The 15,843-nt window shown below is 33.2% G+C and carries 15 protein-coding genes, 1 riboswitch and 1 other annotated feature; all 15 genes read right to left on the bottom strand.

The genetic code is table 11. The features are described from left to right. Window positions 1-8 precede the first annotated feature (8 nt). Complete coding sequence (gene hemB / locus AST02_RS02290) at window positions 9-986, bottom strand: porphobilinogen synthase (protein WP_069815412.1); 978 nt, start codon at window positions 984-986, stop codon at window positions 9-11. Beyond that, window positions 976-1,662 (bottom strand): uroporphyrinogen-III synthase, encoded by a 687-nt coding sequence (locus AST02_RS02285; protein ID WP_046465525.1) that lies wholly within the window; start codon window positions 1,660-1,662, stop codon window positions 976-978. Before AST02_RS02285 ends, hemB begins: the two co-directional genes overlap by 11 nt. Window positions 1,663-1,680: 18 nt before the next feature. After that, on the bottom strand, window positions 1,681-2,607 hold the full coding sequence (gene hemC, locus AST02_RS02280) for a hydroxymethylbilane synthase (RefSeq protein WP_046465526.1): 927 nt from the start codon (window positions 2,605-2,607) through the stop codon (window positions 1,681-1,683). Between the two features lie 56 nt (window positions 2,608-2,663). Then, window positions 2,664-3,500: a cytochrome c biogenesis protein gene (gene ccsA / locus AST02_RS02275; protein ID WP_002507386.1), complete on the bottom strand. Its 837-nt coding sequence runs from the start codon at window positions 3,498-3,500 to the stop codon at window positions 2,664-2,666. 21 nt (window positions 3,501-3,521) lie between these two features. After that, on the bottom strand, window positions 3,522-4,853 hold the full coding sequence (gene hemA / locus AST02_RS02270; protein WP_046465527.1) for a glutamyl-tRNA reductase: 1,332 nt from the start codon (window positions 4,851-4,853) through the stop codon (window positions 3,522-3,524). Between the two features lie 171 nt (window positions 4,854-5,024). Next, window positions 5,025-5,612, bottom strand: coding sequence for a ribosome biogenesis GTP-binding protein YihA/YsxC (gene yihA, locus AST02_RS02265; RefSeq protein ID WP_046465528.1), 588 nt, complete (start codon window positions 5,610-5,612; stop codon window positions 5,025-5,027). Window positions 5,613-5,912: 300 nt separating this feature from the next. Then, complete coding sequence (gene clpX, locus AST02_RS02260) at window positions 5,913-7,175, bottom strand: ATP-dependent Clp protease ATP-binding subunit ClpX (RefSeq protein ID WP_046465529.1); 1,263 nt, start codon at window positions 7,173-7,175, stop codon at window positions 5,913-5,915. A 188-nt stretch (window positions 7,176-7,363) separates the two neighbouring features. Next, window positions 7,364-8,674, bottom strand: coding sequence for a trigger factor (tig, locus tag AST02_RS02255; RefSeq protein WP_046465530.1), 1,311 nt, complete (start codon window positions 8,672-8,674; stop codon window positions 7,364-7,366). A 171-nt stretch (window positions 8,675-8,845) separates the two neighbouring features. After that, window positions 8,846-9,769, bottom strand: coding sequence for a hypothetical protein (locus tag AST02_RS02250; protein WP_069815410.1), 924 nt, complete (start codon window positions 9,767-9,769; stop codon window positions 8,846-8,848). Window positions 9,770-9,781: 12 nt separating this feature from the next. Continuing rightward, window positions 9,782-10,393 carry an NUDIX domain-containing protein gene (locus tag AST02_RS02245; RefSeq protein WP_046465532.1) on the bottom strand — a complete coding sequence of 204 codons (612 nt, stop codon included), beginning with the start codon at window positions 10,391-10,393 and terminating at the stop codon, window positions 9,782-9,784. A 119-nt stretch (window positions 10,394-10,512) separates the two neighbouring features. After that, a complete protein-coding gene (gene rplT / locus AST02_RS02240; protein WP_002507379.1) occupies window positions 10,513-10,869 on the bottom strand; it encodes a 50S ribosomal protein L20 in 357 nt (118 codons plus the stop codon). A 50-nt stretch (window positions 10,870-10,919) separates the two neighbouring features. Next, the gene (gene rpmI / locus AST02_RS02235; RefSeq protein WP_002507378.1) at window positions 10,920-11,120 is read right to left on the bottom strand and encodes a 50S ribosomal protein L35; all 201 of its coding nucleotides are present in this window, start codon (window positions 11,118-11,120) and stop codon (window positions 10,920-10,922) included. 26 nt (window positions 11,121-11,146) lie between these two features. Next, a complete protein-coding gene (infC, locus tag AST02_RS02230; protein WP_002507377.1) occupies window positions 11,147-11,674 on the bottom strand; it encodes a translation initiation factor IF-3 in 528 nt (175 codons plus the stop codon). A 22-nt stretch (window positions 11,675-11,696) separates the two neighbouring features. Continuing rightward, window positions 11,697-11,825 (bottom strand) — a sequence feature (ribosomal protein L20 leader region). Between the two features lie 61 nt (window positions 11,826-11,886). Next, window positions 11,887-13,371, bottom strand: coding sequence for an amino acid permease (locus AST02_RS02225; protein ID WP_069815408.1), 1,485 nt, complete (start codon window positions 13,369-13,371; stop codon window positions 11,887-11,889). A gap of 217 nt (window positions 13,372-13,588) precedes the next feature. Then, window positions 13,589-13,761: riboswitch (Lysine riboswitch) on the bottom strand. A gap of 71 nt (window positions 13,762-13,832) precedes the next feature. Continuing rightward, complete coding sequence (gene thrS / locus AST02_RS02220) at window positions 13,833-15,770, bottom strand: threonine--tRNA ligase (RefSeq protein ID WP_069815406.1); 1,938 nt, start codon at window positions 15,768-15,770, stop codon at window positions 13,833-13,835. Window positions 15,771-15,843 lie beyond the last annotated feature (73 nt).

Raw genomic sequence — 15,843 nt, 5'->3', positions numbered from 1 at the left:
TAACCTCCTTATTGTTCATCAATATATCTACAAATATCTTTTGAAAAATACGTAATAATTAAATCTGCGCCTGCACGCTTCATTGAAATCATTTGTTCCATAACTACCGCTTTTTCATCAATCCAGCCATTAAGTGCGGCTGCTTTTGTCATGCTATATTCTCCACTTACATTATAAGCGACTACAGGTACGTTTGTAGTATTTCGAACATCTCTAATGATATCTAAGAAGCTTAGAGCAGGTTTAACAATCATCATGTCTGCGCCTTCGTTTAAATCACTATCAAGTTCTCTAAGTGCTTCTCTTCTATTTGCAGGATCCATTTGATATGTTTTGCGATCACCAAACTGTGGTGCAGATTCTGCTGCATCACGGAATGGACCGAAGAAACTAGAAGAATATTTAATACCATAACTCATAATTGGCACATTATAATAACCAGCTTCATCTAGACCCGCTCTAATTTCTGCAACGAATCCGTCCATCATGTTACTTGGCGCAATAATGTCAGCACCAGCTTCAACTTGAGAAATTGCAGTCTTAACGAGTAATGGTAGTGATTTATCATTATCAACATCTTTCGTCTCATGATTAATCACACCACAGTGACCATGGTCTGTATATTCACATAAACACGTATCCGCAACGATTAATAAGTCACTGTACATAGACTTCGCTTTTCTTGTTGCTTCTTGGATGATGCCATTATGATCATACGCACCTGTACCAACTTCATCTTTTTCATTTGGCACACCAAAAAACATGATGCCTCTTATACCTAAATCATACGCTTCTTTAATTTCTTCACCTAATAAATTTAAACTGATTTGGTAAATGCCAGGCATAGATTTAATTTCTGTTTTCACATTATCACGTTCAACTACAAATATTGGATAAATCAAATCTTCTTTGCGAACGTGCGTTTCACTCACCATGTTTCTCAGTGATTTACTACTACGTAATCTTCTGTGTCTATCAAATTGCATTATCTTCCCAACTTTCTAAAGTTTTTTGAACTAATGATTCTAAGGTTTGGATTTCTGACATCGTGCCCTGAACATTAAATGTATTTAATGTGTCCAATGTTTGTTGGCCGATGACAAAATAATTATTAAAAGGTATATGTTGATGACTTTCAAAAAAATATCGCACAGCTGATGAACTCGCAAAAGTAATAGCATCTACTTTATTTTCAGCTATGAGACTTAAGACTTCATTTATATTCTCAGTATGTGGAACAGGTTTATATAAGTCAATTTTTCTAACTAAATACCCTTGTTGTTTTAAACCATTTTGTAATAACGTTCTTGCTGCTGCGCTTGATGGTAATAAAATGCGACTGCCTTTTATCGCTTCAAACTCCTCAAGAAAGCCTTCTTGTGAATAATCTGTGGGACAAAACGAAACATCTAGACCTAAAGTTTTGCAATAATCAGCTGTTTTTTCACCTATTACTGCAATTTTTTGTATATTTAACTTAGGTAAATATGGTTGAAAATGTTTCACAGCTTTTTTAGACGAAAAAATAAGCCAGTCATAGTTAACATCCAGCAAATTCAAATCAAAGAATAACGGCTCTACATCTATGAAGGGCTTGTGTAGAATACATGTATCTTCTTTGTTAAATTCACTAGTTTGTGTCATTACTATCACTGGTCTCATTATTTTCACCTCAAACGATTATTGTTCTTCGTTTAGTGCCTTTATTATTTCATATGCACCTTGTGCATTTAAAACTTCAGTTACTTTTTCACCGATTTCAATTGGATTCTCTCCACGCTCAGTATGCTCATAACGTTCTTTACCATCAGGAGACATAATTAAGCCTGTGAATTCGATTGTACCATCACTACTTTTCGTAGCGTAGCCACCGATTGGAACTTGGCAACTGCCGTTCATACGCTCTAAGAATGTTCTTTCAGCAGTAACACAATCCGCTACATCTTCATTGTGAACTTGCTTAAGTAATGCTAACAGCTCTTCATCATCCGCACGACACTCAATACCTAAAGCGCCTTGTCCGATGGCTGGTATTAAAGTCTCTTTATCCAAATAAGTTGTCACGATATCGTCTGACCAGCCCATACGTTTCAAACCAGCAGCTGCAAGTAAAATTGCATCGAAATCTTCAGTTTCTAACTTACTTAAACGTGTATCAATGTTGCCTCGTATCCATTTTATTTGTAATTTAGGATATTTCGCAAGTATTTGAGCACCACGGCGTAAAGAACTTGTACCTACAATACTATTGTCAGGAAGTTCATGTAAAGGAACATGATTCTTAGCAATATACGCATCATATGGATTTTCACGATCTGGTATGCAACCTAGAGTTAATCCTTCTGGTATGACACTAGGGACATCTTTTAAAGAATGTATCGCCATATCTATGCCATGATCAAATAATTCATTTTGAATTTCTTTAACAAAAAGCCCTTTACCGCCTACTTTAGATAATTGTTTATCTACAATACGGTCACCTTTTGTTACTATTTCTTTAATTTCAATATCTAATTCTGGATCAACAGCTTTTAATTTTTCAATAAATTGTTGGCTTTGAGTTATAGCTAACTTACTTCTACGTGAACCAACGATTAACTTACGCATTAGGCGCAACCTCCTAGAAATGACTATATTTAACAATTAACCTTTTCTATCTGTAATCATATTCCTGTCCATTGATGAAAATCAGATATATGAGAAGCAAAAATCAAATTAATCATACTTAAGCAAAATAAGCTGAGATTAAAATAAATCAAATTATGTTTACTTAACGTATGTCTTACTCTAAAGATGATATATATACCATACAGCAATGCAATAATTATAGACATCACTACTTTAGGATCATTCAATATGTGTAAACCTAAAGTATTTATACCCCATTGTGTACCTAAAATGATACTTAATATGATAAATATAAAACCGATTAGGCTACTATAAAACACAACTTGCTCTAGTGTAGCTACACTACCGATTCTAAAATATTTTTGATTAAAACGTTTCTGCTTTAAATTTTTATACTGTATTAAATATAATATACAATTAACAAATGCAAAAGCAAACAGGGCATAACTTATAATTGCAAAGGCAATATGTACTATTAACAATTCGTTTATAATACTTAATTTATCTCCTGCACTCTGATAATGCATAGGTTGAAATGTATTTATAGCAATTAGTACAAAACCAATTAAATTAAATAAAAATATCGAAAAATTTATTTGCTTGATGACACTAATCACTATAGAAATAGAAATAATCAACCAAGCTAATGCAAAAAACACATCAAAAACATTACCTAACGGAATTTGTTTCGTTACATTAGCATAAATAGATAAAGAGATTGTTTGTAACACCCAAACAATCCCTAATGTAACAAAACCAATTTTTCTAACTTTATAATGCTTTTTCACAAAATCAAAAAAGTAACAAGCAATACTAAATAAATAAATTAATAATATAAGTTCATTTAATCTTATAAATGAAAATTCTTGCATATTATCACCATTTGCATGTGCTTATTCAAAACTTAAGATTTGACTAGTTGGCACTTCACTTCTTCTTTTTTTAGGTTCATAAGCCTGTTCAGCTTCAATGTCAAAAATGTTTTGAAACAGCTCTAATTTTTCGTTACTATTTCTATCATTACTCAATTCTTTTGCTTGTTTGATTGGATCTTTCAACATTTGATTTATAATACTTTTAGTATGTTTTGAAATGATTTTACGTTCTCTCTCACTTAAGGCAGGCAATTTTCTATCAATACTATCCATAGTATCTTCCTGAATATTCATTGCTTTTTCTCTTAAGGCACGAATAACAGGTACAACGCCTAACATACTTACCCATTCATTATGTGCTACAATTTCTCCTGGGATTCGTTGCATAATATCATTTGCTGCTATTTGACGTTCTCTGAGATTAGCATCCACTAATCCTTTCAAGTCATCTACATCATAATTAAATACGTCTTGAATTGTATTAATATTAGGCTCAATGTCTCTTGGAACCGCAATGTCTATTAAAACAAGTGAATCACTTTTACGTTCTGTTGAAATAGAACGCATCATATCGTTTGTCACAATATATTCGTCTGAACTTGTTGAACTGATAACAATATCCACATTAGCTAAAAGTTTTGGTAATGATTCCATTGATTCAAATTTCACATGATGTTTCATTGCTAATTTTTGAGCTTTACTCAATGTTCTATTAACAACTGTTATATCTGTGACACCAGAACCAATTAAATTTAAGAGTGATAATTCACTCATATCCCCTGCACCAATAATCAAAGCTTGCTTGTTGTCAATTTTGCCAAATACTTTTTTACCTAGTTCAACAGCCGCATAAGAAACACTTACTGCATTGTCTGCAATATCAGTTTCACTATGAGCTTTTTTCGCAAATGTAATTGCTTGTTTGAAAAGATGATTAAATATAGTACCTGTTGTGTCCTCTTCTTGAGCTAATAAGAATGCATCTCTAATTTGTCCAAGAATTTGAGTTTCCCCAAGAACAACAGAATCTAAGCCTGAAGTAACATGCAATAAATGATTTACTGCGTCGTCCCCCACTTTTACTTCAGTCATTTCTTTAATATCTTCAACATCAAACCCAAATGATCTCGCTAAAAATCGTTGGATATAATAACGACCAGTATGAATTTGATCCGCAACTGCATATACTTCTGTGCGATTACAAGTTGATAATATAACATTTTCTAAAATAGATTTTGTTTCAAATAAATCAACATTGGCTGAACGTATGGCATCATCTTTAAAAGCAACTTTTTCTCTCAATGCTACATCTGCTGTACGATGATTTATGCTAACCGCAATTAAATGCATTTATAACGCCCTCCATACATATTACAATAAGTAAATTATAACACAATTACATCATGAGTTAACCATCTTGCTCGAGTAAATTATAATTCTTCTAATTTACATTCAAAATGTTGTCATAATTGTACTAAATTCAACCTATTTAAAGCAAAACATATTACTTCAATGTAATCATTACAAATAACTTTCAATCATATTCCATATTTTTTGTTGTTTGTCTTTTTTAATTGAAGAATAGCTTATAATCTCGTCCTCAGCTTCCATTTCTAATTTTTGCTGAATCTTCGCTAAATGCTTCTGTACTTTACCCTTAGCAATTTTATCTTCTTTCGTCGCTACAATAAGGGTTGGAATTTCATAGTATTTAAGATAATTGTACATAATGATATCGTCTTCGGTTGGGTTATGTCGTAAATCAACAAGTTGAATGACAAGCTTCAAGGATTCTCTTTGTGAAATATATCTTTCAATCATTTTACCAAATGCTTCACGTTGTGATTTACTTACTTTCGCATAGCCATAACCAGGTACATCAACAAATACAAGTTGATTATCTATATTATAAAAATTAAGTGTTTGTGTCTTACCAGGTCGTTGAGATGTTCTTGCCATATTCTTTCGACCAATCATACTATTGATAAACGTTGACTTACCTACGTTAGATCTGCCACTTAGGCCAACTTCACTTAAACCGGTTTCTGGATATTGTTCCGGTTTTACTGCACTAATTAATAATTCTATTTCATTAGGATTAACTTTCATTATCGTCCCTCTTTTCTTCTGAACTCATTGTTTATTATATTACACTATGGCTTATATGAATATGTATTTTTATTTTATCCATGCTTTCTTTTTTAAAAAATGGGACTAAGACAGAAATCTAATTTTTCTAATAAATTTTTGTCGTCCCACCCCGGCAAGAATGACTATAAATTGGAATACAAGAGCTGAATCTCTTTAAAAGTTTGATATAAGTACATTTTCAATTCAGTCAGCCACTGCCAATATAAAAAATGAGGCTGAGACATGTGATATGTCCCAGCCTCATTTGATTCACCTAATTTAAGCAGAAGTTTGTTCCTTGTTTACAAGGTTACCTTCTTTATCGTATAGTTCAGGATCTTTTTCATCATTAATTGTTTCTTCTGTAATCACGACTTTTACAACACCTTCAGAAGAAGGCACGTCATACATAATATCAATTAAAGCTTCTTCTATAATTGAACGAAGGCCACGTGCGCCTGTTTTACGTTCAATTGCTTTATCACTGATTGCAGATAATGCTTCATCAGTAAATACCAATTCTACATCGTCAAGTTCTAACATTTTAGTATATTGTTTCACTAAAGCATTTTTAGGCTGAGTTAGAATATTTTTCAGTGCATCTACATCTAATGTTTCTAGATTAGCAACAATAGGTACACGACCGATAAATTCTGGAATCAAACCATATGATTGTAAATCTTCAGGTCTGATTTGTTCAAGTATTGCATCTTCATCATATTTTGAAGCTTCACTACTTGCAAATCCGATTACTTTCTCACCTAATCTACGTTTAATTACTTCATCTATACCATCAAAGGCACCACCAAGAACAAATAAAATGTTTGTTGTGTCAATTTGAATTAACTCTTGGTTAGGATGCTTACGACCGCCTTGAGGTGGCACGCTTGCAGTTGTGCCTTCTAAGATTTTAAGCAATGCTTGTTGTACACCTTCACCAGATACATCACGTGTAATAGATGTATTTTCTGATTTTCTAGCTATTTTGTCAATTTCATCGACATAAATAATACCCTTTTCAGCTTTATCAATATCAAAATCAGCTGCTTGCATTAAGCGTAGTAAGATGTTTTCAACATCGTCACCTACGTAACCAGCTTCAGTTAAACTTGTAGCATCAGCAATTGCAAAAGGTACATCTAATGTTCTAGCTAATGTTTGTGCTAAAAGTGTTTTACCACTACCAGTAGGTCCAATTAAAGCGATATTACTTTTTTGTAATTCAACTTCATCTTCATTTGGTCCTAAATTCTGTACACGTTTATAATGATTGTAAACAGCTACAGCTAATGATTTCTTAGCTTTTTCTTGACCGATTACATAATCATTCAATTGGTTCATAATTTCTTTTGGAGTCGGTAATTCAGTTAACCCTTCAGGTTCCGATTGAGCTAATTCTTCTTCTACAATTTCTGAACATAACTCAATACACTCATTACAAATATAAACGCCACTTCCTGCAACTAGCTTTTTAACTTGATCTTGGTCTTTGCCACAGAAAGAACATTTTAAATTTTCTTCATCTTCGTTGAATTTGAACATTCTATTTACACCCCTATTCCCTAAAGACTATACTAAATAGCATTTTAATATGCAACTTACAACTTTCACAAGTTATTTGCTTTAAAAATAGTGTAGCAGATACATTATTTGAATGCATCTGCTACTGGTTTACTATATTAAACGACCAACATATAATTCACAAAATAATTTGCTCTTTTTATATTTAGTTACGCTTCAGAGTCATCTTTAGATGGTTCTACTAATTTTGCTTCTTTAACTAATAAATCGATAACATTTTGGATACGAACATCATTTTTAACGATATCAGTATTACCAAGCGTTTGTTTAATATCTTCTACTGACATATTAAATTGTCCGCTCATTTTTTCTAATTCTTTATCGATATCAGCCTCAGTTACTTCAATTTCTTCAGCATCAGCAATAGCAGTTAATGTTAAGTTTGTTTTAACACGTTCTTCTGCATCATCTTTCATTTGTTCTCTTAATTGCGACTCATCTTGACCAGAAATTTGGTAATATGTTTCTAAATTAAGACCTTGTTGTTGCATACGTTGCCCAAATTCTTGAACCATACGATCTAACTCAGTGTTAATCATAGCGTCTGGAATTTCAACTGAAGCATTATTTGATGCTTTGCTAATTGCTTCTTCTTTTTGATTATTCTCAGCGTCAGTTTCTTTTTGCTCAGTTAGTTTTTTACGTAAGTTTTCTTTGTATTCATCAACAGTGTTTGCTTCAGCGTCTAATTCATTCGCAATCTCATCTGTTAATTCTGGAACGTCTTTATATTTAATTTCATTTACTTTAGCTTTGAAAGTAGCTTCTTTTCCAGCTAATTCTTCAGCATGGTATTCTTCTGGGAAAGTTACAGTAACGTCTTTTTCTTCTCCAATTTTAACACCAACTAATTGTTCTTCGAATCCTGGAATAAATGAACCTGAACCAATTTCAAGGTCATAGCCTTCAGCTTGTCCACCTTCAAATTGTTCGCCATCAACGTAACCATCAAAGTCGATGTTAACTGTGTCGCCGTCTTCAACAGCGCCATCTTCTTTAACTACCATTTCAGCTAAGTGGCCTAATTGGTGGTCAATTGATTCTTGTAATTCTTCTTCAGTTAATTCAACATTTTGTTTTTCAATTTCAAGACCTTTATAGTCTCCTAACTCAATTTCAGGTTCAACTACTACACTCGCTTCGAATGTCATATCGCTACCTTTTTCCATTGTAGTTACATTGATTTCTGGTTGATCAACTGGTTTAATTCCAGTTTCGTCAATAGCTTCACCATAAGCTTCTGGTAATAAGATATCAACGGCATCTTGATATAGTGCTTCTACGCCAAAGCGTTGTTCAAAAATTTGGCGAGGTACTTTCCCTTTACGGAAACCTGGCACGTTTATTTGTTTAACTACTTTTTTGAAAGCTTGATCAATTGCTTTGTCTACTTTTTCTGCTGGAACTGTAACGGTTAAAACGCCTTCGTTACCTTCCTTTTTTTCCCAAGTTGCTGTCATGTATAAAAACCTCCATGAATATCCTATTTTATTTTTTCAACTTCATTATTATATCATACGTCAATGCTCTACACAAACACTGAGTTTACAAATCATATTGAATGAATAATTGAAATTAATTTAATTATTATTTTACTACTATTATTAATTACCCAAAAATTTAAAAATTAATTATTCATGCATATCAATTGAAGTAATTAAGTTAACAATAGTATTTGTTGTGTCTAAACTTTCTAAGCCTAACATTGATTTGAAATAGTTTGTGTAAGCTTCAATCCATTCATCTTCAGATGCTATGCTTTCTATATCTAATGGATAAAGTAAAATAGCATGATTGTTCATCAGGTGAAGTGCTTCCTCTACAATTTGTGCCGCATCATCTTCTATTTGCTTAATAACTTCTGGAATAATTTTAATCTTAAACAGTGTTTGTTCAAGACCAGATAGATGATTTGGATTTACTTCAACTGTATAACCAAATTTCTGAACACGAATGTTTTGATTGTATCCGGCAAAACGTAAATATTCAAGCATTATACTCACAACATTCGGTGCAAGTTCAATTTCATTAATAATATTTACCACAGTTTCTTGATATCGATACTGATTATGATCTATTAAAGTTAAGATTGTACTAATTTGTTCACGTAGTGACAACGACTCAAAATCACGAAGCATTTCTGCTGCATGCGCATTATGTTTATCAATTTGACTTAAGGCATATTCTTTTAATGGAAATAGTTCCATTCTTGTTTTATGATCATTGACTTCATCAATAATTTGATTAATGACATCAACGACTTCGAAATATTGTCCTAATCCGTTTAAACTTTTCACGTAATAAACCATAAGATCGTCATACTTAGTAATACCTTGTTTTAGTAATATGATAGCTTCTTCACGCAACTCAAGATAATGCCCCATCTTATATAACATGGCACATTTCAATAGAGACATTTGCTCATCCAATTCAAATTGCTTTTCAAAATCTTCAAACAGTTCATACATTTGATCTAATTCATTATTGTTAAAAGATTGTTTGATTTCTCTTATTAACTTATCTTTTGAACGTGGAAATGGAATGATATCAGACATTTTTATGCACCTCTATTGTATTGACTGTAATATTAATGTACTCCATGTTTCAAAGTCATCATAGTTATCTATTTTACTTTGATTCACCCATTTTATTTTTAATGTATCTGTTTCTTTAGCTTCAACCTCATTACTATTCACTTTAATTTTAAACACTACGCCTAAATGAACTTCGCCAACTTCATTAGTATCATCATTAATAAAACCTATGTATGCTAAATTTTGTGATTTACTATCTGACAGACCTACTTCTTCTTCAAGTTCTCTTTGTGCATTAATGCGCAAGACTTCATTGATAGATTCCGCACCTTTAACATCGTTCATGTGTCCACCAACACCGATTGAAGATTGACCGTGCAAACGTGATTCTCCACCACCTGCTAATCGCTCATACACTAAAATTTCATCATTCTCATTTTCTAAAATACAATAAGATACCAATTGTTTATATGTCGGATCTTCCTCCATATCTCCACGACGCTTAATTTCATACTTTGAAAGTGCGTCAAAGATGTCTTGACCCTTTTCAGAATTTTTATCAAGAAAACCGTTGAATTGATTCTTTTCACTATTAAATAAAATTGTTCTCGGTACTACTGTAATCATTTCATCAAATTTAGACATAAGTTTCTCCTTCATATATGACTTCTTAGCCATTTTATCAAATGATAGTTATTTATCAAAATGTTAATCGATACAAAAATAAAGAGATGTACGAATTTGTACATCTCTTTATTTGAGAATTATTTTAAAGCGTCTTTAGCTTTAGCAACTAATTCACCGAATGCTTTTTCGTCTGAAATAGCAATTTCAGAAAGCATTTTACGGTTAACATCGATTCCAGCTTTTTTCAAACCGTTCATTAATCTTGAATAGCTCATGTCATGTTGACGTGCAGCTCCGTTAATACGTGTAATCCATAATCTACGGAAATCACGTTTTCTTTGACGACGGTCGCGGAATGCGTACTGTCCTGATTTCATTACTTGTTGTTTTGCTACTTTATATAAAGTTCTTTTTGAACCAAAGTAACCTTTAGCTAATTTAATCGTCTTTTTACGACGAGCTCTTGTTACCGTTCCACCTTTAACACGTGGCATAATAAATTCCTCCTCAAAATATCTTCAATCTTTATTTTATCTGTCGTTACTTATTTTTTATAAGCTAATAATTGTTTAACGCGTTTCATATCTGATTTGCTCACTAATGAAGCTTTACGTAATTTACGTTTTTGTTTAGTTGTTTTGTTTGCAAACATATGTGATGTGAAAGCTCTAGAACGTTTTAATTTACCTGAACCAGTTCTTTTAACACGTTTTGCTGCTCCACGGTGTGTTTTCATTTTAGGCATGATTCAATTCCTCCTGTAGTATCTTTTTATTTTTCGTTGAGTGGGTTAAGCATAATGAACATTTGGCGTCCATCCATTTTAGGTCTTTGCCCAATCGTAGCGATATCTTTACATTCTTCTGCAAATTTCTCTAATACGCGTTGACCTATTTCTTTATGCGTAATAGCACGCCCTCTGAAACGAATTGAAACTTTACATTTGTCGCCTTTTTCTAAGAATTTACGTCCGTTCTTCAATTTAGTTTGGAAATCATGTTCCTCAATTGTAGGACTTAAACGAATTTCTTTAAGGTTAATAACTTTTTGTTTCTTCTTCATTTCTTTTTCTTTTTTCTGTTGTTCGAATTTGTACTTACCATAATCCATGATTTTCGCAACAGGTGGTTTAGCATTAGGCGACATAATAACTACATCGAGTTCTACGCGCTCTGCCATTTCTAAAGCCTCTGCTTTAGATTTAATACCAATCTGTTCTCCGTCATGTCCGATTAAACGTAATTCTTTTGCACGAATCTTCTCGTTAACTTGAGTCTGATCTTTTGCTATGGTTGACACCTCCAAGATTTTTACGAAATTATCCCAAGAAAAAGAGCGGGTATATAATATACCCGCTCTTCTTTACACACAACAATGTCGTGTATATATAGACCTGCCAACTACTATCAGTGTCGCAACAGGTGAGAAGCGGGAGCTTCTACTTGGTTCGTTTCGTATTCAACATTACCTATCTTAGCAACAATTCATTAGCAAGTCAATAGCTTTTCTTATTATTTATCGTCCATTTTAACATTTTGTCTTAAATCCACTTGTTCTAATGGTACAATTTTTGTTTTATAACGTAGCTTATGATAAATGAAGAATGCTAAGAATACCGGAATACCCATATATGTGATAACAAATCTATTGAGATCAAATTCTCCTGATTGAATGAAATCAACATCTTGTCCAATAATTACAAGTACACACAAGACACCTGCAAAAATAGGCCCAAATGGGAATAATTTAGCTTTATATTTTAATTTCGATTTATCATAGTTTTGTTTATCAAAAGCTTTTCTAAATCTGTAATGACTGACTGCAATACCAACCCATGCAATAAAACCAGTCAGACCACTTGCAGCAACGATATACTCATAAGCATCACCGCTCAAATGTTGTAGTACAAAGATAATTACTACGACTACTGCTGTAGCAAGTAATGATACGTATGGCACACCACTTCTATTTGTTTTACCAAATATAGGATATGCAAGCTTATCTTTACTCATTGAATATAGCATACGTGTTGAAGCGTACATACCTGAGTTACCTGCTGATAATACTGAAGTCAATATAACAGCATTCATGAATGATGCTGCAAATGCTAGTCCTGCATTTTGGAATACAAGCGTAAATGGTGAAGTTGAAATATCATCTCCGCCACCCATAAGTGATGGGCTATCATATGGTATCAACATACCGATTACAAAAATTGCAAGAATATAGAATATTAATATTCTCCAGAATACTTGTTTAATTGCCTTGGGAACTGCGCGCTCTGGATTTTCAGACTCTCCTGCTGTAATACCAATGAGTTCAGTACCTTGGAATGAAAAGCCTGCTACTAAGAACACACCTAAAATTGCTAGGATACTTCCTCCAAAACCATCACCTAAAATAGGACCATTACCTTGAGTAAACGTGTCAAAACCAACAAACTCGCCACCCATGATACCAACTATTGTTAACAAACCAATAGCAATAAAGATAATTACGGTAACTACTTTAATTAAAGCAAACCAATATTCACTTTCGCCAAATACTCTAACGGACAATGCATTCAGTCCAAATATGATAATTAAGAATAAACAGCTCCAACTCCAAGCTGGAATACCTGACATTGGTGTCCAATACTGTATCACTTGTGCTGCAATCGTTACATCGGCTGCAACTGTAATTACCCAGTTAAACCAATAGTTCCAACCTAATGCGAATCCTAGAGATGGATCAACAAAACGTGTAGCATATGTACTAAATGAGCCTGACACAGGTAAATATGTTGCCATTTCTCCTAGAGAAGTCATAAGGAAGAATACCATCGCTCCAATGATTGCAAAAGCTAAAAGCGCTCCTAAACCACCTGCATCATGGATTGCACCACCAGAAGTCATAAATAAACCAGTCCCAATACAACCTCCAATTGCAATCATGGATATATGGCGATCTTTCAGACCCCTTTGAACTCCATCATTTTGATTCACTTTTTTTGCCATAGACGCTTCCCTTCCTTAAATATAGAGGTTAACTTACTATATGATTAAGATTCATACTATTTATAGTTTGAGCAGTGCTTCATTGTAATTAGGTATATAAATTACACAACAATTATAAATTTCGCTCTTTCCCGTTAACGTATTTATGATAATCATTCGACTAAAAATAAAATGGTTGCATACCTATTAGATATGCAACCATTTTAATAATAGCATTTATATAGGTAGCACATCACGTATGTGACAGTCCAGTTTCTTTCGATAACTGGCCCAACCTGTATAGTTAATGGACAATACAAGTTTCGGCATCTTCACCTTTCTATTATTCAACATATGCCCCATTTGGCTTCTGAATAATTACTGATTGAATATGCAACCTCTAACTCAAATTTAATTTTTATATGAATGTGAACTTACTTCACTATTCTGTAATATACATGATTTCCTCAAGAGTTTCAAGACTATCTTTGTTTTTTCAATCTAATCTCATCAAGTAAATTCCAAATGAATTCTTCTTTTTCTAATGTTTCTTGATCTTGGGAACCATATTTACGTACATTTACTTCATTATTTTCTACTTCTTTGTCCCCTACAACGAGTTGATAAGGGATTTTTTGCATTTGCGCTTCTCTGATTTTATAACCCATTTTTTCATTACGGTCATCAATTTCAACTCTAACACCTTGAGATTTAAGCTCGTCTTGAATGTGTCTAGCGTAATCATAATGTAAATCAACATTAACAGGTATGATTTCTACTTGTTTTGGTGCTAACCAAGCAGGGAATGCGCCTTTTGTTTCTTCAGTTAAGAATGCAACGAAACGCTCCATAGTAGATACTACACCACGGTGAATGACTACTGGTCTATGTTGTTCCCCATCATTACCAATATAAGTTAAATCAAATTTTTCTGGTAATAAGAAGTCTAATTGGGCAGTAGATAATGTTTCTTCTTTACCCATAGCAGTTTGAACCTGTACGTCAAGTTTCGGACCATAGAATGCTGCTTCGCCTACTGCTTCTTCGTAATCTAAGCCGAGTTCATCTACCGCTTCTTTTAACATACTTTCTGCTTTGTTCCACATGTCATCGTCATCGAAGTATTTTTCTTTATCTTCGGGATCTCTGTAACTTACACGGAATGTATAATTCTCAAAGTTGAAATCCTTGTATACATCAACAATTAAATTTACAACACGTTTGAATTCTTCTTTAATTTGGTCCGGACGTACAAAAATATGCGCATCATTTAATGTCATTCCGCGGACACGTTGTAAACCAGAAACCGCACCACTCGCTTCATAACGGTGCATAGTACCTAATTCAGCAATTCTAATAGGCAATTCACGATATGAATGTGGTTTGTTTGCATAAATCATCATATGGTGTGGACAGTTCATTGGTCTTAAGACCATTTCTTCGTGTTCATCTAATTTCATTGTTGGGAACATGTCTTCTTGATAATGATCCCAATGGCCTGATGTTTTATACAAATCAACGTTAGCCATCACAGGAGTATAAACATGGTCATAACCCATACTTACTTCTTTATCTACAATATAACGTTCTATTTCACGACGTATTGTAGCACCATTAGGCAACCAAAGTGGCAAACCTGCACCTACTAAAGGATTGTTAGCGAACAGTTCTAAATCTTTACCAATTTTACGGTGATCACGTTCTTTGCGTTCTTCCAACATTTTCAAATGCGCTTTCAGTTCTTTTTTATCGAAAAATGCTGTGCCGTATATACGTTGTAACATTTTATTATCACTGTTTCCACGCCAATATGCACCAGCTGTTGATAATAATTTAAATTCTTTTATTTTAGAAGTAGATGGCACATGAACACCACGACATAAATCAGTGAACTCTCCTTGTGAATATAGCGTCACATTTTCATCTTCTGGAATAGCATCAATTAATTCTTGCTTATACGGGTCGTCTGAGAAAAATGTTTTAGCTTCATCTCTCGAAACGACTTTACGTTCAATTGGATAGTTTTCATTAACAATTTGCTTCATTGTTTTTTCTATTTTTTCAAAATCATCTGATGAAATACTTTCTTCCATGTCAAAGTCATAATAAAACCCACCATCAATTACCGGGCCAACGCCAAAATGAACATTGCCATATAGACGTTTTAAAGCTTGAGCCATAAGATGTGCAGTAGAATGACGTAACACTTCTAGCGCTTCATCAGAACCAGGTGTAACGATTTCAATTGATCCATCTTCGTCAATTGATCTAGTTAAATCTATGAGTTGTCCATTTAATTTACCAGCTACAGCTTTTTTTCTTAATCCTGGACTTATAGAATGTGCAATATCTTCTGTAGTTGTACCTTTATCAAACACTTTTGAATTGCCATCTGGAAATTTAATATTTATTTGCTCCATAAAAAACCCTCCTATTTATTCAAGCACTTAAATCAAAATGAAATGACGTTTATACTGAATTAGACTCAAAAAA

Origin of the sequence: Staphylococcus equorum, assembly GCF_001747895.1 — a bacterium.
GTDB lineage: Bacteria > Bacillota > Bacilli > Staphylococcales > Staphylococcaceae > Staphylococcus > Staphylococcus equorum_A.
The sequence above is the reverse complement of the archived record's forward strand: the minus strand, read 5'-3'. Positions and strand labels throughout refer to the sequence as shown.